The 19,261-nt window shown below is 65.9% G+C and carries 17 protein-coding genes; 9 read left to right on the plus strand and 8 right to left on the minus strand.

Annotated elements, in window-relative coordinates; all coding sequences use genetic code 11:
• Positions 1–109: 109 nt before the first annotated feature.
• Positions 110–292, plus strand: coding sequence for an IS3 family transposase (locus ACWDKQ_RS23800; protein WP_450140960.1), 183 nt, complete (start codon positions 110–112; stop codon positions 290–292).
• A 120-nt stretch (positions 293–412) separates the two neighbouring features.
• Here ACWDKQ_RS23800 and ACWDKQ_RS23805 read toward each other — a convergent pair whose 3' ends face one another.
• Both ACWDKQ_RS23805 and ACWDKQ_RS23810 read right to left on the minus strand, forming a co-directional pair.
• Positions 413–859 carry a phage terminase small subunit gene (locus ACWDKQ_RS23805; protein WP_450140988.1) on the minus strand — a complete coding sequence of 149 codons (447 nt, stop codon included), beginning with the start codon at positions 857–859 and terminating at the stop codon, positions 413–415.
• A 307-nt stretch (positions 860–1,166) separates the two neighbouring features.
• On the minus strand, positions 1,167–1,364 hold the full coding sequence (locus tag ACWDKQ_RS23810; protein ID WP_450140961.1) for a hypothetical protein: 198 nt from the start codon (positions 1,362–1,364) through the stop codon (positions 1,167–1,169).
• Between the two features lie 8 nt (positions 1,365–1,372).
• Here ACWDKQ_RS23810 and ACWDKQ_RS23815 point away from each other — a divergent pair, with 8 nt between their 5' ends.
• The 5 genes from ACWDKQ_RS23815 (at position 1,373) to ACWDKQ_RS23835 (ending at position 5,802) form a co-directional block, all read left to right on the plus strand.
• Positions 1,373–2,128, plus strand: coding sequence for a 2-amino-3,7-dideoxy-D-threo-hept-6-ulosonate synthase (locus tag ACWDKQ_RS23815; protein ID WP_450140962.1), 756 nt, complete (start codon positions 1,373–1,375; stop codon positions 2,126–2,128).
• 64 nt (positions 2,129–2,192) lie between these two features.
• Positions 2,193–3,293: a 3-dehydroquinate synthase II family protein gene (locus ACWDKQ_RS23820; RefSeq protein WP_450140963.1), complete on the plus strand. Its 1,101-nt coding sequence runs from the start codon at positions 2,193–2,195 to the stop codon at positions 3,291–3,293.
• Between the two features lie 2 nt (positions 3,294–3,295).
• On the plus strand, positions 3,296–4,453 hold the full coding sequence (locus ACWDKQ_RS23825; protein WP_450140964.1) for an FAD-dependent monooxygenase: 1,158 nt from the start codon (positions 3,296–3,298) through the stop codon (positions 4,451–4,453).
• The gene (locus ACWDKQ_RS23830; RefSeq protein ID WP_450140965.1) at positions 4,450–5,343 is read left to right on the plus strand and encodes an arylamine N-acetyltransferase family protein; all 894 of its coding nucleotides are present in this window, start codon (positions 4,450–4,452) and stop codon (positions 5,341–5,343) included. The genes ACWDKQ_RS23825 and ACWDKQ_RS23830 overlap by 4 nt, the downstream gene beginning before the upstream one ends.
• A 249-nt stretch (positions 5,344–5,592) precedes the next feature.
• Positions 5,593–5,802, plus strand: coding sequence for a hypothetical protein (locus tag ACWDKQ_RS23835; protein WP_450140966.1), 210 nt, complete (start codon positions 5,593–5,595; stop codon positions 5,800–5,802).
• Here ACWDKQ_RS23835 and ACWDKQ_RS23840 read toward each other — a convergent pair.
• Positions 5,773–6,699: a LysR substrate-binding domain-containing protein gene (locus ACWDKQ_RS23840; protein ID WP_450140989.1), complete on the minus strand. Its 927-nt coding sequence runs from the start codon at positions 6,697–6,699 to the stop codon at positions 5,773–5,775. The two genes, ACWDKQ_RS23835 and ACWDKQ_RS23840, sit on opposite strands and share 30 nt — an antisense overlap.
• Positions 6,700–6,782: 83 nt before the next feature.
• On the opposite strand from ACWDKQ_RS23840, the gene ACWDKQ_RS23845 reads away from it, so the two are divergent.
• Entirely contained in the window at positions 6,783–8,087 is a 1,305-nt protein-coding gene (locus ACWDKQ_RS23845) for an aspartate aminotransferase family protein (protein ID WP_450140967.1), read from the plus strand.
• Between the two features lie 2,296 nt (positions 8,088–10,383).
• Here ACWDKQ_RS23845 and ACWDKQ_RS23850 read toward each other — a convergent pair.
• The 3 genes from ACWDKQ_RS23850 to ACWDKQ_RS23860 are packed head-to-tail and all read right to left on the minus strand — an operon-like array spanning position 10,384 to position 13,822.
• Positions 10,384–12,045, minus strand: coding sequence for an amidohydrolase (locus ACWDKQ_RS23850; RefSeq protein WP_450140968.1), 1,662 nt, complete (start codon positions 12,043–12,045; stop codon positions 10,384–10,386).
• On the minus strand, positions 12,042–13,403 hold the full coding sequence (locus ACWDKQ_RS23855) for an MFS transporter (protein ID WP_450140969.1): 1,362 nt from the start codon (positions 13,401–13,403) through the stop codon (positions 12,042–12,044). The genes ACWDKQ_RS23850 and ACWDKQ_RS23855 overlap by 4 nt, the downstream gene beginning before the upstream one ends.
• Positions 13,376–13,822, minus strand: a complete 447-nt coding sequence (locus ACWDKQ_RS23860; RefSeq protein ID WP_450140970.1) for a DUF5943 domain-containing protein — start codon at positions 13,820–13,822, stop codon at positions 13,376–13,378. The genes ACWDKQ_RS23855 and ACWDKQ_RS23860 overlap by 28 nt, the downstream gene beginning before the upstream one ends.
• 33 nt (positions 13,823–13,855) lie before the next feature.
• Here ACWDKQ_RS23860 and ACWDKQ_RS23865 point away from each other — a divergent pair, with 33 nt between their 5' ends.
• Positions 13,856–14,761, plus strand: a complete 906-nt coding sequence (locus ACWDKQ_RS23865) for a GntR family transcriptional regulator (RefSeq protein ID WP_450140971.1) — start codon at positions 13,856–13,858, stop codon at positions 14,759–14,761.
• Positions 14,762–15,279: 518 nt separating this feature from the next.
• Positions 15,280–16,035 (plus strand): alpha/beta hydrolase, encoded by a 756-nt coding sequence (locus ACWDKQ_RS23870; RefSeq protein ID WP_450140972.1) that lies wholly within the window; start codon positions 15,280–15,282, stop codon positions 16,033–16,035.
• A 337-nt stretch (positions 16,036–16,372) separates the two neighbouring features.
• Here the strand turns inward: ACWDKQ_RS23870 and ACWDKQ_RS23875 are convergent, their stop codons facing one another.
• Together ACWDKQ_RS23875 and ACWDKQ_RS23880 are read right to left on the minus strand one after the other, a co-directional pair.
• A complete protein-coding gene (locus ACWDKQ_RS23875) occupies positions 16,373–18,490 on the minus strand; it encodes an ATP-binding protein (RefSeq protein WP_450140973.1) in 2,118 nt (705 codons plus the stop codon).
• Complete coding sequence (locus ACWDKQ_RS23880) at positions 18,453–19,226, minus strand: LuxR C-terminal-related transcriptional regulator (protein ID WP_450140974.1); 774 nt, start codon at positions 19,224–19,226, stop codon at positions 18,453–18,455. The genes ACWDKQ_RS23875 and ACWDKQ_RS23880 overlap by 38 nt, the downstream gene beginning before the upstream one ends.
• Positions 19,227–19,261 lie beyond the last annotated feature (35 nt).

Below are 19,261 nucleotides of genomic sequence, written 5' to 3' on the forward strand. Positions count from 1 at the left end.
CCGCCACGAAGAACAACTCCGCCGACTGACAACCCGAAACAACTGAAAGCGTTAACCAGCCAATCACCCAAAACCGAGATCATTAGCCGGATAATGCCTCGACAACGCCGTGATCGAGAGCTTCTTCCGGCACCTCAAGGAAGAGATGTTCCACCACACCCACTACCTCAGCATCGAGGCGTTCACGGCCGCGCTAGATGACTACATCACCTGGTTCAACACCAGCCGAGGCCACACACACTGCCAGGGCCTGAGCCCGGTGCAATACCGGACCCAGACCCTCGCCGCCTAGACTCTCAATTACCGAGTCCAACTTCCGGGGCCCACTTCAGATCGCAATCCCTGCGGGGCTGCGTCATTCCGGACGACCAGCCGGGGCGGTGGGCGAAAACCGTCCACAGTACTCGGACGATCAAAGCTTCCCGAGTAGGTTACGCGGGTCGTCATCCGGGTCGACCACGTGAATCGTCCGGGCGCGACGCTGACGCCCCTTGTCCATTGCGGACTCGGCTGCCTCCACCTGCCATTGAAGCCGAGGGCAGTTGATCGGCGTGAGCCCGAAGCGCGCCTCGCCGAGACGGATCTCAGCAGCGATCACCGCACGCTGACGGGGCTTAACCACCGGAGTCCGCTCGAAGTCCTCCCGGAGACGGGCGAGCAAGTACAGCCCGTGTGAGTCGGCGCATTCGAACTCGGCCGCCATCGGCGAGGACCACACGTCGGCCCACCACTGTGTGACCGCCGGAGACCAGCCGCCGGGGATTTCTGGCAACGGCGCAGCGGTTACATCGTGCTCGCGTGGGAGAACTGCGTTCGCTCCTTGACCTGTCGGCGGATCTGGTCGAGTTACCCCTGTCAGCGGCTACAGCGGCTACCAGGGTGAGTTGTTTCCGGCCTGGCACAACCACCCGATCGTCACCGACAGTCCCATCGAAACCCGGCAGGCCGAAGGACAGCACCGTCATCACGCCTGATCGAACATGGCATCGCCGACGGCAAATCCGGGCTACTGGCTCACCTGTCGGCTGGGAAGTTCAACGCCAACGCCGCCTGGCTGATCTCGAAAGCAGGCTGTCGGATAAATCACCATAAATTGCATGAAATACAACCCCAAGTAGGGCTACCACCAAAATTAACACACAGTCAATGATAGTTGAGAAATCAATTTATTTTTTCCCTTTCTGCTCAAAACCTTTCCCGCAGGTGCAATACCGTTGACGCGGCAACTCGTCAGCCCATAAGATCATCCGGCCAGTCGTAATTTCCCGGACAACCAAAAGAGGATGGCTGAATGAAGCAATTTTTTCGCCATTTGTCACCAGCGCGTCGTTTGCGCCTAAATCGGCTTTTTCGAAATAATCCACAAAGGACGTTGATCGTCCCGCTCGACCATCCACTCACCGATGGCCCCGGTGCGGGTCGCGGGGACAGCCTGAACAATCTCGTCGGCCAGCTCGCCGCGAATGGCGCGGACGCCGTGGTCCTCCACAAAGGAAACGTGCGTTTCGTCGACCCGGCCTGGTTCAAACAACTGTCCCTGATCGTGCACCTCAGCGCGAGCACCGTGCACGCGCCGGACCCGGACCACAAAGTGCTCGTCGGGACGGTCGAGGAGGCGCTGCGACTCGGCGCCGACTTGGTCAGCGTGCACGTGAACATCGGTTCCCGCGAGGAGGCGCGGCAGCTCGGGGATCTGGCGGCGGTGGCCGAGTCCTGCGACCGCTGGAACGTTCCGCTGCTGGCCATGATGTACCCCCGCGGCCCAAGGATCACCGATCCGCGGGATCCCGGGATGTTGGTGCACGCCGTGACGGTGGCAGCCGAGCTCGGAGCCGACATGGTGAAGACCTACTACGTCGGCTCGGACGATGCAATGCGCCGGATCACCTCCACATCGCCGATTCCGATCGTGGTGGCCGGCGGACTGCGCACCGCTGACGAGAAAGACCTGCTGGAGCTCGTCGATGGGGCGATGCGGGGCGGCGCGGCAGGGCTGGCCATGGGCCGCAACATTTTCCAGGCTCCGCATCCCGGAAATCTCACCCGGAAGCTTGCGCAGCTGGTGCATGGCGACGTCGTGCCGGCCGCGCCGACCGAGCTGATCGCCACCCAGCCGGACATGGCGTAAGCCGACTCGAATTCTTCCGCCCGAGTCCTTGACAATTCACTCCACATCCGAGGATGCAAATTTTATGAAGCTCACCTGGGTCGACGTGCGTACCTGCCCGACCAAGTCCGCAGTTCTGGAAGAGGCGCTCCACATCAAGGTGGATGGAATCCTGTCGGACTCCGCCGCCGATTTCGACGGGTTGCCGCCGACGGTGCGGAAGATCCTGTTCCCGGCCGGAAAGAGCTTGCCGGACGATTTCGGCCAGGCCGACGTGGTGATCGTCGTCCCCGACGAGCACGGGCAGCTCGACGAGCTCGCGGCGGCGCATCCCGAAATTGAGTTCGGGCAGTACGTCGAGATTACCGACGCCGCGACGCTGGACGAGGCGTGCCGGTCGGCACGGAGCAACCTGTGGAGCCTGCTGTACTTCCGGGATCCCACGAAGATTCCGCTGGAGATCGTGATCGCCGCCGCCGCGGGCTCGTCCGGGAAGCTCGTCACCATCGCCCAGGACGTGACCGAGGCCGAAATCATCTTCGGCGTGCTGGAGCATGGCTCGGACGGCGTCATGCTGGCACCCGCGGCGGTGGGTGACACGACGGCGCTGAAGGCCGCAGCGGCGGACGGCAGTCCCGCGCTGGACCTCGTCGAGCTGACCGTCACAGCGACCGAGCACGTCGGCATGGGCGAGCGGGCCTGCGTCGACACCTGCACCTACTTCCGCAAGGACGAGGGCATCCTGGTCGGCTCGCACTCCAAGGGCATGATCCTGTGCGTCAGCGAAACCCACCCGCTGCCCTACATGCCCACCCGGCCGTTCCGGGTCAACGCGGGCGCCATCCACTCCTACACCCTCTCCGCCGAGGGCCGCACCCACTACCTGAGCGAGCTGAAGTCCGGCAGCAAGGTCATGGCGGTGGACACCGCGGGGCGGACCCGGATGGTCACCGTGGGCCGCGTCAAGATCGAGAGCCGCCCGCTGATCTCTGTGGACGCGGTGGCTCCGGACGGGCAGACGGTCAACCTAATCCTGCAGGACGACTGGCACGTGCGCGTGCTCGGCCCGGCGGGTGTGGTGCTCAACAGCACTGAGCTCAAGCCGGGAGACACGGTTCTCGGCTACCTCCCCACGCAGGACCGGCACGTGGGCTACCCCATCAACGAGTTCTGCCTGGAAAAGTAACGATGAGCGATACGAGACCACTGGAGGTCGCGGTCGTGGGGGCGGGCATCACCGGGCTCGCCCACGCGGCGGCGCTGCGGCGGGCGGGCATCGGCGTCGCGGTGTATGAGAAGGCGAACGCCTTCGGCGACATCGGCGCGGGCATCCAGCTCGCCCCGAACGCGGTGCGCCTGCTGCACCGCCTCGGGCTGGCGGACGGCCTGGCGGCCGTGGCGGTGCGTTCGACCGCCATCGAGATGCGTGACGGGCGCACCGGTCAGGTGCGGGGCCGCGTCCCGCTGGACGACTGCGAGAACCGGTACGGCGCGCCTTACTACCTGCTCGCCCGCTTCGATCTGCACGCGCTGCTGGTGTCCTTGCTTCCCGACGGCGTGGTCGAGCTGGGCAAGGCCTGTGAGTCGGTGGCCGAGGACGACTCGGCCGTGCATTGCCGGTTCGCCGACGGCACGACCGTCGGCGCCGACGTGCTGGTCGGCGCCGACGGCATCCGGTCTGCGGTGCGCCGGGCCAGGGTGGACGACGAGCCCATGTACTCGGGTTTCAGCGTCTACCGAGGCCTAGTCGACGCCAGCGGGTTGCCCGCCTCGTTCACCGAGCCCCGGTCGGTCGTCTGGACCGGGGAGGGCAGGCATTTCGTGTGCTACCCGGTGGCCGGCGGCAGGCTGGTCAACTTCGTCGCGACCCTGTCGGCCGAGGAGTGGGGCGCGGAATCCTGGTCGGAGCCGGGAAAGGCCGAGGATGTGCTCGACGCCTTCGCCGACTGGGACAACGTGCATCCCTTGGTCGAGGCCGCGGAAACTGTCACCCGCTGGGGCCTGCACGTCCGCGAGGACGGCCCGGCTTGGACCACCGCCCGGACTGCGCTGGCAGGCGATGCCGCGCACCCGATGCTGCCCTTCACCGCTCAGGGCGCGGGTCAGGGCATCGAAGACGCTGTTGCCCTGGCCGGTGCACTGGCACGCCACGGAGACGACGTCTCGGTGGCGTTGCGGACCTACGAGCAGGTGCGCCGCCCGCGGGCGATGAAGGTCCAACAGCTCTCCGGTGACATGGGGCGCAACTTCCACCGTGGTGCCTCCGCATCCCAGCAGCGTCCCGAAGCCCAGCCGATCGGCGACACCTTCGACTGGCTTTTCGACCACGACGCGGAGGCACTGTGACGACTGCCGAGATGACCGCCGACCACAGAGGACACCACGATATGCTGCCCGCCCTCGCTGACCATCACGTCGACGCCTATCTGGCGCGAATCGGCGCCGACCGCCCGCAACGCCCGGACCTGGAGTCGCTACGGCACCTCCAGGAATGCCACGTGCTGTCGATCCCATTCGAGACAATCGCGGTGTACACGGGGGAACCGGTGCCGCATACGCTCGACGCTGTGCGGAAGATCGTGGAGCAGCAGCGGGGCGGCTGCTGCGTGGAGCTCAACTCCGCATTCGGCATGTTGTTGGGCGCGTTCGGTTACCGCGTGGAGCTGCTGTTTGGCCGGATCTACCGGAAATCGGTGCTCGACGAGAGCAGCGCCCACATGGCGCTGAGGGTCACAGTTCCGCTGCCCGGGCAAGAAGAGGTGTCCTGGCTCGTTGACGTCGGTCAGGGAAACAACAGCAGGTACCCGCTGCGGATCGACCTGCGCGAACCGCAACCCGATCCGCACGGCACCTACCTGCTGACCACCGCGCCCGACGGCGACATCGACGTATCGATAAACGATAATTTGCTCTACCGGCTGGAAACCAGGGGCCGCGACGTGGAGTACTGGCACCCGCTTCTGTGGTGGCATCGCACGTCCCCGCGCTCGCCGTTCGCGGCATTGCCGATTTCCATCGCACGCACCGAGCGGGGGAAGCGAACGCTGCGGGGGAACGAACTGATCGAGGAGGACGACGGACGGCGCACCCTGCGGCAGCTCGACACCGACGAGGAATTGCTGAAGGCATACCGCGAGCACTTCGGAATCGAGCTGGATCGGGTGCCCTCCGCGCAGGAACGGGTGTCCACCGCGATAACCGACGAGAAGAACGCCGCGTCGGTCAAGAAGCGGTGATCAGAGGGCTGTGATCTCAGGTTGCGTAGGTAGCCGCCGTTGAGATCGACGACGACGCTCAAGACCCACATCGCCTTGAGCGGGGAACTTGACTGCCTGGCGTTACCGACCGAGGGCCACGGCGTAGCGCGATTCCGTGCGGCGCCAGCGCCACCTCCATCGGCTGACCGAGGACGTGCACCGCGGCCTTGCTAGCCCAGTAAACGGGAGGGGCCGCGAACAACCGCCCGGGGCTTCGGTGCCGCCGCGATGGTCCTCGGTCGCCGCGACGAGCTCCCCGAGGACCATCCGTTGCCGGCCACCACCGCCCGCGCCCGCACCGAGCACAACCGCCTCTGGGTTGGTGATCTCAAGGTGATGGAGACCGACACCATGGGCCTGCTCGACGCCGGAGGCCCGATCGCAGCAGCCAATGGGCCGCAGCGGGCATCATCTGTGTCCGGCGGAGCCGGGGGCTGACAGGGCCGGGATGTCCGGGTGGTCGAGCAGCGTCTCGACGACGGCGTCCACGGCCGCGCGCAGCGCTGCCTCCCGGCGCCGCACGATCGCGACGTTGCGGTGTACCGGCGTGCTGAGCTCGCGAGTGACGACCGGGATTCCGGGTGGGACGGCCAGCGCGGGCAGCATCGCCACCGACCGGCCGGACTCGACGTGCTGGAGCAGCAGCAGGTAGTTGCTGAACCGGCAGGCCACCCGAGGTTCGAAGCCGGACTCGCGGCACAGCCGCTGGGTCAGCTCGGCCATGTACGAGCCCGGCCGGTCGCACGCCCAGGTCTCCGCCGCGCACGCGGCGAGGTCGATCACCCGGCGCCGCGCGAGCGGATGGTCCGGCGGCAGGAGCAGCACCACCGGGTCGGTCCCCAACGGGACGACTTCGAGGTCCCGGTCCCACGGGAACTTGACGTAGTCCGTGGTCGTGACGATCACGTCCACCTCGCCGGTGCGCAGCGCGGCCCCGCTCTCGTGCGGTTCGGACTCGATCAGCTCCACGTGCAGGTGCGGATGCGAGTCCGCCAGCCGGGCCGCCGCCGGCACGGCGAGCGTGTATATCGCGCTCTGGAACACCCCGAGCCGGACGGTGCCGATCGGCTCGCCGTTGAGGGCGCGCAGCTCGGCCTCCGCCTCGGCCATCTGGTCCAGGATCTCGCGGCCTCGGCGGGCGAGGGCGATCCCGGTCCGGGTCAGCCGCACCCGACGCCCGGACCGCTCCAGGAGCCGGCTGCGCGTCTCGGTCTCGAGCACCGCGAGCTGTTGGGACACCGTTGATGGGCTCAGGTGCAGCGTCTCGGCCACCGCGCGGACAGTGCCGAGGCTGTCGAGCAGGCCGAGCAGCCTCAGGCGCCACGGGTTCAGCATGCCACCATTGTGCGGCTCCATCGAACAGAATCTTCGAAATCGTGTGATGGACGCGAAGCTGCGTCCTTCGTAGCGTCGGGGCCATGCTGGACGACATCGCGCGCACCGCCCCCGAACGCCACCTCGTCCGCTACTCGGGTCGCGGCGCCTTCAGCCCCGAGATCATCGCCCGCGCCGAGGGCAGTTCGGTGTTCACCGAGGACGGGCGCGAGCTGCTCGATTTCACCTCGGGGCAGATGAGCGCGATTCTCGGACATGCCCACCCGGAGATCGTCGCGACCGTTCGCGAGGAAGTCGCCCGGCTCGATCACCTCTACAGCGGGATGCTGAGCCGCCCGGTGCTCGACCTCGCCCAGCGGCTCGCGGGGACGTTGCCGGAGCCGCTGGACAAGGCGATGTTCTTGACCACCGGTGCCGAGGCGAACGAGGCCGCGCTGCGGATGGCCAAGCTCGTCACCGGCGGGCACGAGGTCGTCTCGTTCGCCCGGTCCTGGCACGGCATGACCCAGGCAGCGGCGAACGCCACCTACAGCGCCGGGCGGGTCGGTTACGGGCCCGCCGCCCCGGGGAACTTTGCCCTGCCGGTGCCCGACCGGTTCCGGCCCGACATCGTCGACGCCGACGGGAACCTGGACTGGCGCCAGCAGCTCGACCTCGGCTTCGACTTGATCGACGCCCAGTCGGTCGGCAGCCTCGCGGCCTGCCTGGTCGAGCCCGTACTGAGCTCGGGTGGTGTCGTCGACCTCCCGCCTGGCTACCTGGCGGCGCTGCGGGACAAGTGCCGAGAGCGGGGCATGCTGCTGATCCTGGACGAGGCCCAGACCGGGCTGTGCCGCACCGGTGACTGGTACGCGTTCGAGCGCGACGGCGTCGTCCCGGACATCCTCACCCTGTCCAAGACTCTCGGCGCCGGGTTGCCCCTCGCGGCTGTGCTGACCAGCGCCGAGATCGAGCAGCAAGCCCACGACCGCGGGTTCTTGTTTTTCACCACGCACGTCAACGACCCGCTTCCGGCGGCCGTCGGCAACACCCTCTTGGACGTGCTGAGCCGCGACCGCCTCGACGTGCGCGCCCTTGAGCTGGGTGTGCGGTTGCGCGGCGGTCTGGAGGAGCTCGCGGGGCGGTATCCGGTGATCGGCGACGTACGCGGGCGCGGTCTGCTGATCGGGCTGGAGCTGGTCGACAGGCCGGGTGGCGAGGACGCCGACAAGATCGGCGCCGCCGTCACCAGGCGTTGCGCTGAGCTCGGCCTGCACATGAACATCGTGCAGCTGCCCGGCATGGGCGGGACGTTCCGCATCGCCCCACCGCTGACCGCGACTGACCCCGAGATCGATCGCGGCCTGGCGATCCTCGACACTGCCCTGGCCGAGACGGCCGGTCGCTGACGGGCTGCCGGGGATGATCGCGGTGCGGCGGCCCGGTCACGCCGACAGCGTGTTGGGCCGTCGCGGCACGGTCTAGCGTTCTCGCCCGATTCGATTGTGGTGGCGTGAACACACAGCCGGCCGGCTTGTTCAGACAGCAGCTGGTCGGACTCAGGACTGGTCGGACTCAGGGAATCCAGTGACGTCATGGTGCAGCCGTCGCTGCAGGAGAACCTGGCCGCGGCCATCGATCAGGCAGCGCTGGGGGAACGTCCGTCCCTAATCGATGCCTGCGAACACGTCGTCTTCCGAGGCGAATGTATCGGTCTGGAACACCATTGCTCCTTCAAAGCCTGGCCCCTGCGCTAGGAGCGCTTCCTGGGTACCGACGGCGCCGCCGATCACCAGGAAGAGGCCGGCGCGACGCACGGCCGGTAAGCCGGGGCATCAGTGCTTCAGCAACTCTGATCACCGCAGGCCAGAAGGCACTTTCACTCATTAATTAAGCGTTGCTATCCAAGAACAATTCTTCGATGCATCCAGGCTAAGATCCGCCGCGGTAATAGCTGCCAAGGGGGATGCGACGCCAGACTTCCGAAGGAACGCACACCACGCTGTTCTGGTCACCTTTACGCAGGTTGAGTTGCCAGCATTCAGGATGGTAGTCCCTAACCGGAACCCTGGACGAACACCTTCTTTTATTGTTCGCCCTTTGGACGCACTGCATTCGTACCGTCGTGTACGATGGTCTGTGCTGTTTGCTCACGACTGTTCCCTCACTAGGACCACACCCGGCAACTGCCACGATCGCAACAGCGGCAGCCGGGATGAATGCGGCAGAGCTGCGCATCATAATGGCGGTTCCTGGTAACGCCGTGCAGGCAGGCCGGGTTCGGTGGGGATTACGAGCTGAGGGTTCCCCGGGATCTCGGAAAGCTGGTTACTCGGTTCCAACCGGCGAGCGGCTCGAGGGGGCGCACCCCGGTGCGCGAAGCGCTGCTGAAGCTGACCAACGCAGGGCTGGTGCGCATCGAGCGCAACGGGGACGCACGGATCCTCACCAGCACCGACAAGTACATCCCGCTCTGAGGTGAGTTGCATGCCGGAATTCTGGCAGGTCCCGTCTCACGCGGGCAGATTCTAGGGTCTACTTGCACGAACAACCGAGCTTACCTGCCCGGATGTCCAAATTCACCCGCACCGGGACGATCTTCGACGGCGCGGGCTCGGAGGAGGAGAAAGACGCGCGGACCGTGAAATAAGAGCCAAGGAGGCTTATACACGCAGTCAGCCGGAAGAATCGTAATTCGATCACGGCGGATGTGGTTTCGGCAAACGTGTTGAGCTACCTGCGGTAGTCCGCGTGGATAACCCGTCAGATCTTGATGGTCAGCAGTTCACGCTTCGGTCTGCAGACCGGCGTCTTCACGCATGACATCAGCACCTAATTTACGTGGTCAGCGAACACCACCAATGCCGACTTCCTCCGCTGCGCCCCATCATCATCACCCCGCTGCTCATCGAGCTCACCGGCGATCAAGCGTGCTTCCCGGCAGACGCCGAAGCCATGGCGACCGCAACCAGAGGTGCCCCTGATGGCCAATTCGGCGGGGGGCTGGTTTCACCGCGGGAGTGCTCCGGTACTGCCTCGCCAACCGGTGTGTAGTGGACGGCCTGTTCGCTTCGGTCGACGACACGAACGGTCCGTTCGCCGGCGTTCAGCCGATGTGAGCCCGGGGCTGTTGGTGTGCGCGGTGAACGGCCTGTTCACCTCGATAGACGACACGAATGCGGTCCGTTCGCTTCACGCCCGCACCTTCCCAAACAGCCCCCAACCCGAAATTAACCAGCAGGGTCAGAGGCACAGACAGACACACGATCGGGTAAGCGGCAAGCACTTCTGTGGCCCTATCGCCGACGACGAACCAGCAGGCAGCATCCTTTCGGCCGAGATCGTGGACGTCTGGCTGTCCACCAGATTCCCCCTGGCTCAGCGCTCCGGATGCTGAGCTCAGGTCCGGCGGGAGTTTGATACCGCTCGGTGCACGTGCCGAGGCGCTGCTGCAGCCAGCCGTGGGGCCTGAAGTCTGTGAGGATCGCCGCACGAACTCCTGGGACGATGGCCGCCCAGGAGCTCGGAGCAGGCCGGCAGGTACCGGATCTCCGGGCAACTCATCGACGACCACAACGCCCGCCCGTAAGGTCACCGGGCGGGCGCTGCCGATCACGACGCATTGGGCGGCTTGAAGTTGATCAGGCGGTGGGGCCAGCTCCGCGATCAAGACCCTGCTGAAGATCGCGCTGCGCGGCTGTCGGGCTAGGCCTTGTGGAGTACGCCGGAGCGGGCGGTGCCCCAGATGGGGATGTCGCGCAGTTCCGTCGGGTGCACCTCGTAGGGGTCCTCTTCGAGGATGGCGAAGTCGGCGAATTTACCGGGTTCGAGGCTGCCCGCGGTGCGTTCCATGCCCAGGATGTGCGCGGCGTCGACGGTGATCGCGCGGAGTGCACGGTCGACGCCGATGCGTTCACCGGGGGCGAGCACCGTCTCGCCGTCCGCACCGAGGCGGTTGACCGCGACCCAGGCCGCAGTCAGCGGGTGCATGGGGACCGCGACCAGGGCGAAGTCCGAGTGCAGGGCGAAGGTCACGCCCTCGCGCTCCAGTGACCCGAGACGGCCGACGGCCTCGGAACGGTCCGGGCCGTAGCCCTCATGGCTGTGCACGTGGCTGCGATAGTGCACGAAGTAGCAGTTGACGCTGGCCTGCGCGCCAAGTGCCTTCACCCGGCGCGCCTGATCGGGTGTGCTGATGCAGTAGTGCTCGAGGGTGAACCGGTGGTCGAAACGTGGCCGGATGTCCTGCAGTGCCGATAGTGCATCAAGTGCGGCATCGATGCTTTCGTCTCCGTTGGCGTGGCAGTGAATCGGGATACCGGCTTGCCAGAAGGGCAGCATGCGTTCGTGCAGCTGCTCCCATGGGACGTCGTTGCGCACGCCGTTGCTTAGATCGAGATAGCCGGGAAAGCGCACGCGCAGCGACATGGCCGGGAACGAGCCGTCGGCGAGGAACTTGACGCCGTGGAAGAACAGCGTCTCGCTGTTGCGCTCGTGCAGTTGCGCGAGGTGCTGCGCCGCCTTGTCGCCATGGTTGTCGTGCAAGGTCATCTCGTAGGACACCAGGGCCATGCGCACCGGTGTTGCCGGATCGTTGAACGCGGCGTCGTGGATGCGCCACTCGCGTTCGGGGTCGGTCATGCCGAACAGGAGCTCTGCGGTGGTGGTGACGCCGGAGCGCACGGCGAGCGTGGCCATGTCGCGCAGCCCCTGCTCACCGGTGTCCGCAACGAGGTCGGCGGCTGATCGTCCGACCGCGGCCTTGTGGGCGGCGAACTCGATGAACTGGCCGTTGAGGCGCCCGTCTGGGTATCGCCCGATGCCGTGGACCGTGCTGGCTTCCGTGACGTCAGTGGTGCTCAGTGCGGCGCTGTTGGCGTAAAGGTAGTGCGGCGCCAAGGAAATGATGAATACCGGCCGTTCCCCCACGACACCGTCCAGCTCGTCGCGATGCAGGTGACCACCTTGAATGGCCGGGTCGAATCCCCATGCGACCAGCGTCTTACCTGCGGGCAATCGGGCGTCGAGGGCACGCAGCTCCGCTATGACGCTCTCGCGTGTAGGGTGCCCGGGATTGGTGCCGCACGGGCCGGGCGAGTCGATCGGCCCCAGATACGGCACGCCTAGATAGCCCGACGACATCGCGAAGTGGGTGTGCGGGTCGATGAACCCCGGCATGATCACTTTGTCACGCAAGGTGTCGTCCACCTCGTACGCGTGTCGGTCAAGCCACGGCTTCATGGATTCGATGCTGCCGGTGGACAGTACGCGCCCGTCCATGACGGCCACCGCGGGCGCGCTCGGACGGCCCGGGTCCATGGTCAGCACTCGTTTGGCGGGAAAGATCGTGATCTTCTTGGCGGTCATGAGGTGATCGCTCCTTGCTTGGACGCGGGGTCGGTAGCGGAAAGCGGGCTCCGCGAGGTCTCCGGCAGGGTCGATGCGGCGACAAGCGCAACGAGCGAGGCGACCGCGAGGTAGTAGGCGGGCGCCAGCGGGTCGCCGGTGACCTCGATCAGGAAGGTCGCGATGAACGGTGCGGTGCCGCCGAACACCGCGTAGGCGAGGTTGTAAGTGAGTGCCGAAGCGGTGTAGCGCACCCGTGTCGGGAACAGTTCGACGAGCAGCACCGCGGTCACGACGTTGCACGACACGGCACCCAGCGCCAGCAGCAGCTGCCCGAAGACCGCTGGCGCCAGACCGCTGTTGCCGGCCAGCAGGAACGCAGGCAACCCGCCGACGACCAGCAACCCCGAGGCGGTGAACATGGTCACGCGCCGGCCAAACCGGTCGGAGAAGCGACCGACGAGCGGGCACAGCGCGGCCGCGAACATCAGTGCAAGCACGTTGGACAGCAACGTCAAGGAAGCATCGTGCCCGGCGGTCACCTTGAGATAGGTCGTCATGTAGGTGGTGAACATGTAAAACGACAGCGCCGTTGTGCAAATGAACAGGCCGAGTTTGACCATGGTGAGCCCATGCGATCGCAAAGCCTCCCGCACCGGCGCGGATGCGACCGTGTCGTTGTCGGCGACGTGCTGGAAGTCCGGCGTCTCATCCAGCTTCGAACGGATGTAGAAGCCGCACACACCCAATGGCGCGGCGATTAGGAACGGGAGCCGCCATCCCCACTCGGTCATCGCGGTTGCGCCGAAAAACCCGCTGCATCCGAAGGACACGATGGCCGCGGTGCCGAACGCCGCGAACGTGCTCACCGGCAGAAAGCTTGAGTACCACGCGCGTCTATCTCGGCGGCAGTGCTCAAGCACGAAGGCGCAGGCGCCAGCGTACTCACCGCCGGTGGAAAAGCCCTGTACGCATCGGATGAGCACGAGCAGGATCGGTGCGGCGATGCCGATTGCTCCGTAGGTCGGCAAAATACCCAGGGCGACCGTGGATCCGGCCATGAGCAGGATCGTGATGGCCAGCGTGCGCTTGCGGCCGATGCGATCACCCAGCGCGCCGAAGTACGCGCCGCCAATGGGCCGTAAGGCGAAGGCCACCGCGAATGCGGCGAAGGTCTTGAGCAGGCCGGCCGTTGAGTTGGAACTCGGAAAGAAGTTGTTGGCGATCTCGGTAGCCAGGAAACCGTAGAGCGCGAAGTCGAACCATTCGACGAAGTTTCCGATGGATGCCGCGCGTATAACCTTGCGCAGCATCTTCGCGTCAGGGGCGTCTTTACTCGTCATGACACCTTCTAGGGTAAATTGCTGGTGAATAGGCACTCGTCAGCGTTGATGCCGCACTGAATCTCACGGACAGCCACAATCTCCGATTCGCCCGATACGTACTGGAGCGCACCCTCGAACCACGCCTCGAACAGGTAGCAAGCCAGATCGACGGATCGGACCGAGCCCGGGACGGGTAACAGGGCGGAATGCCGCACCCGCACCCGCAGTTCGCCTCGCGCGGGGTCGAGTGCGTCGATCTCGAAGCGACCCCATCCACGGCGAGTCAACCGGTCTAGGTAGTGCCGGACGATCGCGGGCCCCGCAAGCCCGAGGCGCGCGGATTCATGAGCGCACCAGTGCCACGCCGACCGTCGACCGGCATCCCGGAACAGCTGGGCGGATTCGTCCCGTCCGACCCGTTGTTCCACCGCATCCAAGTTGTTCACGAGCAGGTGCTGAGGCACCAGCACCATGGGCAAACCGTCAACGCTCCACCTCCCGGTTTCGTGGTCAACCTCGACCGGAACCGGCAGTTCGAACGCCCCGTCATTCTGCATGCAGAGATAATACAAAGCGTCTATCGTGGGTCAAGGACGAGAAATCGATGTGCCAGGATGGTGGACGTGGGACGGCGACAGCGGACACAGATGGAACGGGCGTATACCGAGATCAAGGCGCGGTACATGACACTGCGCCTCACGCCTGGCGAGTGGATCGACGACATGCGGCTCAGCCACGAGCTCGGGCTGAGCCGCACCCCGGCGCGCGAAGCACTGTTCCTACTCGCCTCCGAAGGCCTCATCCGGGCCCATCCCGGCGGCGGCTTCACCGTGCGCCCGCTGGACCTATCTGGCATCAGCGACCTCTTCGAAGCAAACATCGTCACCGCGAAGGCGATCGCACGGCTGGTCACCAACCGCGTGACCGCCGCCGAAATCGCCGAGCTACGCGAGGCGAACGCGGTCGTCAACGACGCGATCCGGCGCAGGTCCGCGCCGGACATCGCGGAAACCAACGCCGCGCTGCACAACCTCGAAGCGCGCATCGCGCGTAACGAGTATCTCTGCGTCCTCGCCGGACGCATCTACGATGAGGGACAGCGGCTGGGATATCTCGCATTCGGGGGCGCGGAGGACTGGAACTCCAACCGCCTCGATGACCACTTTGCGCGCGTGCGCCACGACCATTCCGCGCTCATCGACGCCTACGAGAGTCGAGACCCCGAAACCGCCGAAACCGTCGCGGTAGGCCACGTCCGGCTCTTCCGCGAACGCATCCTCACCTACATCGCCTCCAGCGGCACCGACGAAGTGGACCTGTCCGGCAACCTGATGGCATCGGTCCGGCTGAGCACCACCGACGTGCGGCAGGCGCTCGCCGGTGAGGGCGCACCGCAGGAGGCGGGCGTGTAGCGGCGGATGGTCGAAACCCGCTGCTGTCCTGGGGGCTCGTCATTCATGGCTGCTGATCAAACGGTCCCCGTTCCAGAGGTAGGTCTGCGACCATGCTTGGGTGATCGTGTCGCCGCTGTACAACACCGCTGCCCGCAAGCCGACACGCGTCTAGCCCCTTGCCGACGGCAGCCCCGGTAGACCACGGCACCTCAATCCGCAACCCAGTCCTCAGCACGGACGCCAGTTTCGATGATGCACGCGAATCCGCGACCCGCCCCATCACCACGCCTGGTGTCAAGGTGCTAATGCATATTAGTCCTGCAGGACAAAATTCGACCAGGGGCTTGATCCACGGGGGATATGCCGTTCAGTCTCGGTGTCTGATCCGCGTTCGACGAGGAGGTTGCTGCAGTGGCAGCGGGGCTCAGCATGCGACAGGCGGGCATCGCCGGAATCGCGACCACAGAGCACGTCTCCATGCTTGCCTGCACGAGGGTGGTTGCGGCGATCGTTCGACTCCGGACCGAGGTTCCCCTGTGATCATCACGTCTGACGGTGTCCGCCTTGAGACTGCCTGGCATCAGGGCGGTGCGGATGCTGTGGTGCTGGCACACGGCATCACCGCTGACCTCGCGGAGCAAGGTCTGTTCCCGATCCTGGCGGATAGGCTTGCGGCTGCGGGGTTCTCGGTGCTGCGATTCTCGTTCCGCGGGCACGGCCGCAGCGAGGGCAGGCCACGCGACATGACGATCGCGGGAGAGCGGCTGGACTTGCGGGCGGCCGTGGAGTCGGTGAAACGCCCGGTGTCGGTGGTGGCGTCGAGCTTCGGTGCCGTGAGCACCACGCTCTCCTTGGGCGAGTTGCCCATCGATTCGGTGGCGCTTTGGCAGCCGGTGCTCGATCTACGGCGGACCTTCCTGGAACCGGAGCTGCCGCGCGGGCGGCAGCTCTACTGCGACCTGACCTCCTTGCAAAAGCGGGGTTTTCTCGATATCGAAGGACGGTTCGAACTGGGCGCGCGGCTGTTCGAAGAATTCGCGGAACTCGACCCGCGAGCCGCCTTTCTCGCCAGCGACATCCCCGCGCTCGTCGTACATGGCGATGCGGACGAGCACGTCTCCTACGAGGTGGCCCATGAGGTGGCAGCCCGGCGGCCGCGCACGGACTGGCACCGCGTACGGGGCGGCGGACATGGCTTCCGGGACGTGGAACGCGAGGTCATCGACGTGACAGTGTCGTGGCTTCTCGACCAGGCTGATGCCTCGGCTGCACAATCCCGACCTCCAGCATGACGCTATGGTGACCGTGACCGGTGTGCTAGCGCCGCGACTCTCGGCATGGCCGCACATGGAGGCCCACCGTCACGACGGGTTTCACCCGTCGGTTCATCAGCAAGTTGAGCACAACCCTGCTGTCGAGCGCGCCGAGACCCAGCACGCAGCAGGAAATCTGCGGCCAGGTACCGCCGTTGGCCAGCCGGTCGGACATGACGAGGAGGTAATCGCTGGGGAAGTGCGTCCTGCCGCAAGACCTACCTCTTTGCAACGGGCTTGGATCCTCGTGTCCTGGTGTGCGCAGGCGAGGCTTCGTTGCTCCGTGCGACGCGGCGGGCAGGCGGTGATCGTTGCGTCAGGACACGCGATCACGGCTTTCCCCGAGCGCGTAGGATATGGCCTGGTGGTGGGTGAGGCTGTTCCCGCCCTCGAAAGCAGCGTCGAACGCGTGCGGGCCGAGAACCTTGCGGGCCTGATCCTCGCTTGCCCGATGCTGGGCCACGTACGGCGCGAAGCCGAACAGCGGCCTGCCTATCTCGCGCCACAAGGTGTGGCTGGCCCCCAGCAACCGAGCAGCGCTTTCAGCGTCCTGGTCGACCGCGGACCAGGCGAGCAGCTCGATGGCCATGGCCATTCCGACCAGGTCGTTGATCTGCTGCTTGAGCCGCAGGCATTCTCGAGCGTATGAGCCGGCTTGCTGTGCGTTGCCCTCCGTCCAGGCCGCGAGGCCCAGTACCCACAGCGCCCAGGAGCTCGACCAGGGAACGCTGTACGAGTCATACATCGCCAGGCACTCTTCGCAGAGAGCCCGAGCCCGCCCGCAGTCACCGAGAAGCAGCACCGTACTGGCCAGAATTGGGCGACTCACCACGGTCACTGCGCTGGGCTTCCCCCCGGCGTCCTCCCTCGCCAGGGCTTCTTCCAGATACGCCACCGCACGTTGCTGGTTGTCGCGCACGTGCTCGGCATAGCCGGACACGCACAACGCGGAGGTCAGCTCCACATCGTCTCCAATGCTGCGTGCCAGATCACGACACTCGTCGAGCATGATCAGCGCAGGGTCGACATCCCCCTGCATGGTGGCGATCCAGGCGTTGGTCCACAACGCCTTCGCTCTCGCCCCGCTCGGTTCCGTCGCTCGCGCAAGCAGGTGATCCAACCAGTAGCGACCCTCCGCGACCCGACCGCCGCCGACCCAGCAGAACCACAGCGTCCCGGCCAACCTCAAGCCGGTCCGCGCCTCTCCGGGCTCGGTGAGGCAGAACTCCAGTGCCATTCGCAGGTTCGCGTGCTCGACGTACATGCGTTCATTCCAGGCCACCTGCTCGGGACCGAACCACTTCGCCTCGGCCCGCCCGGCCAACCAGCTGTAGTGGTCCCGATGCCGCCGCCGAAGGAGGTCTTCCTCCCCTGACTCGTGAAGCCGCTGCCTCCCGTACTGACAGGTCGGGTCGAGCAGCCGGTAACGCGTGCGCCCGGCACGGTCCTGCCGGCTGAGGATGGACTTGTCCACCAGTCCGATGACCAACTCCAGCACGTCCTCGGGCAGCAGCACCTCGTCGGAGCAAACCGCTTCCGCCGTCTCCAGGTCGAAATCCGCCGCGAACACCGAGGACCGCGCCCACAGCCTCCGCTCTGCCGGGCTGCACAACTCGAAGCTCCAATCGAAGATCGCCGGCAACGTCTCTTGGCGGCGCCCCGCCTGGAGGCCAGGCTCAGGTAACCTGGCCGCGCCGGTCTCAGGCCATTCGTCCAACGCCGCGAGGATCTCTTCGAGCGACATCGTCCGAAGCCATTTCGCTACCAGCTCGATCGCCAGCGGTAGCCCTTCCAGCCGACCGCAAATCTCGGCCACCGCGTCGCAGTTGGCAACGCCCACGGTGAAGCCCGGGGCCAGTTCCGCGGCACGCTCGGCGAACAATTCCACCGATGCGCAGTCCTGCGCCGGCTCCATCGAGAACATCTCTGCGGCGCTCTCCGGAACCGGCAACGGCGGGATCGTTACCACGTGCTCGCCTTCGGAGCCCAGCACTTGACGGCTGGTGATCAGGATGCGCAACCTAGGAGCCTTCCTGAGCAGCGCGTTCACCAGATCCGCGCATTCCTGAACGAGATGCTCGCAGTTGTCCAGAACGAGCAGCAGCCGCCGAGACGCCAAGTACTCCGACAGTGCGTCGATCGGCCATCCCAACGACCAGTCACCGACTCCGAGGACGCTCATCACGGTGTGCGGCAGTAGTGCGCCATCGTCCAGCTCCGCCAGTCTCACCAGCCACACCCCGTCAGGAAATCTTCGGCGCACCTGTGCGGCCACGCGCAGGCCCACGCGCGACTTGCCCACCCCGGGAGGCCCGGTGATGGTCACCAACCGCGCCCTGGACAGTGCCCGCTTGCCCCCGGTCACCTCGTGTTGGCGACCTACGAAGCTGCTGCTCTCACCCGGCAAGTTCCCCGCCTGCCGCCCGGCACGCATCCTCCTCACCCCCCGAAACGTCGGCACTGCGGTGGGGCGTTCTCTGCTCCGTCATCCAGTTCGCGAGCTGAGTCCAGGAGTTGAAGCCGAGTTTGATGAAGACGTGTTCCACACGGGCCTCGAAGGTCCGTTTCGCCATGAAAAGCTTGGCAGCGATTTTCTTGTCCGAAAATCCCTTGGCGACCAGCGCGGCGACCCCGTGCTCACACCTCGTAAGCGGCGAGCTCAACGACGAAGCGACCGCAGCCTCAGCCTTGGCACCCTCGGACAGCGCGTAGGCAATGGGCGCATCAAGCGACATGTTGCGCCCCGCCTCGTAGGCGTCGTCGAATGCTTCATCGCCAAGGGACTCGCGTGAATGCGCCGACCTGGTGGCCGCACAGCTGTCCAACGCCAGCAGCAGTAGCTCGTCAGACAGGAACTCCCTCACAACGGTCTCGGGGCCGCGCGTGGACTGCTCACGCAATCCCAACTCCACCGCGAGCGTGGTAACCAACGTGGGCGATTGCAATTTGGCCGACTCGGCCAGGCATGCCCCGCCACGGAACGCCCGTTGCACTCCCTTGTCCACTCGCAGGGCCAACCGGGACTTGCCCACTGCGCCCACACCGGTCAGCGTCGTCAGCCGCGACGCCATCAACACAGACCCGGCCTGAGCGATCTCCTGCCGACGCCCGAGGAAACTCGCCATACCCACCGGAAGGCCACATGGTGTTCCGGGCGACGACTTGCCCACACCTCCACTCTACGACCGACGCCCCCAGACGCATC

This window comes from Saccharopolyspora sp. NPDC000995, assembly GCF_053599315.1.

Bases quoted from the DNA above. Each gene is read 5' to 3' on its own strand.
- ACWDKQ_RS23820 (WP_450140963.1), top strand. From the start codon at position 2,193: ATGAAGCTCACCTGGGTCGACGTGCGTACCTGCCCGACCAAGTCCGCA.
- ACWDKQ_RS23825 (WP_450140964.1), top strand. From the start codon at position 3,296: ATGAGCGATACGAGACCACTGGAGGTCGCGGTCGTGGGGGCGGGCATC.
- ACWDKQ_RS23835 (WP_450140966.1), top strand. From the start codon at position 5,593: ATGGTCCTCGGTCGCCGCGACGAGCTCCCCGAGGACCATCCGTTGCCG.
- ACWDKQ_RS23840 (WP_450140989.1), bottom strand. From the start codon at position 6,699: ATGCTGAACCCGTGGCGCCTGAGGCTGCTCGGCCTGCTCGACAGCCTC.
- ACWDKQ_RS23845 (WP_450140967.1), top strand. From the start codon at position 6,783: ATGCTGGACGACATCGCGCGCACCGCCCCCGAACGCCACCTCGTCCGC.
- ACWDKQ_RS23850 (WP_450140968.1), bottom strand. From the start codon at position 12,045: ATGACCGCCAAGAAGATCACGATCTTTCCCGCCAAACGAGTGCTGACC.
- ACWDKQ_RS23860 (WP_450140970.1), bottom strand. From the start codon at position 13,822: ATGGTGCTGGTGCCTCAGCACCTGCTCGTGAACAACTTGGATGCGGTG.
- ACWDKQ_RS23875 (WP_450140973.1), bottom strand. From the start codon at position 18,490: ATGCGTGCCGGGCGGCAGGCGGGGAACTTGCCGGGTGAGAGCAGCAGC.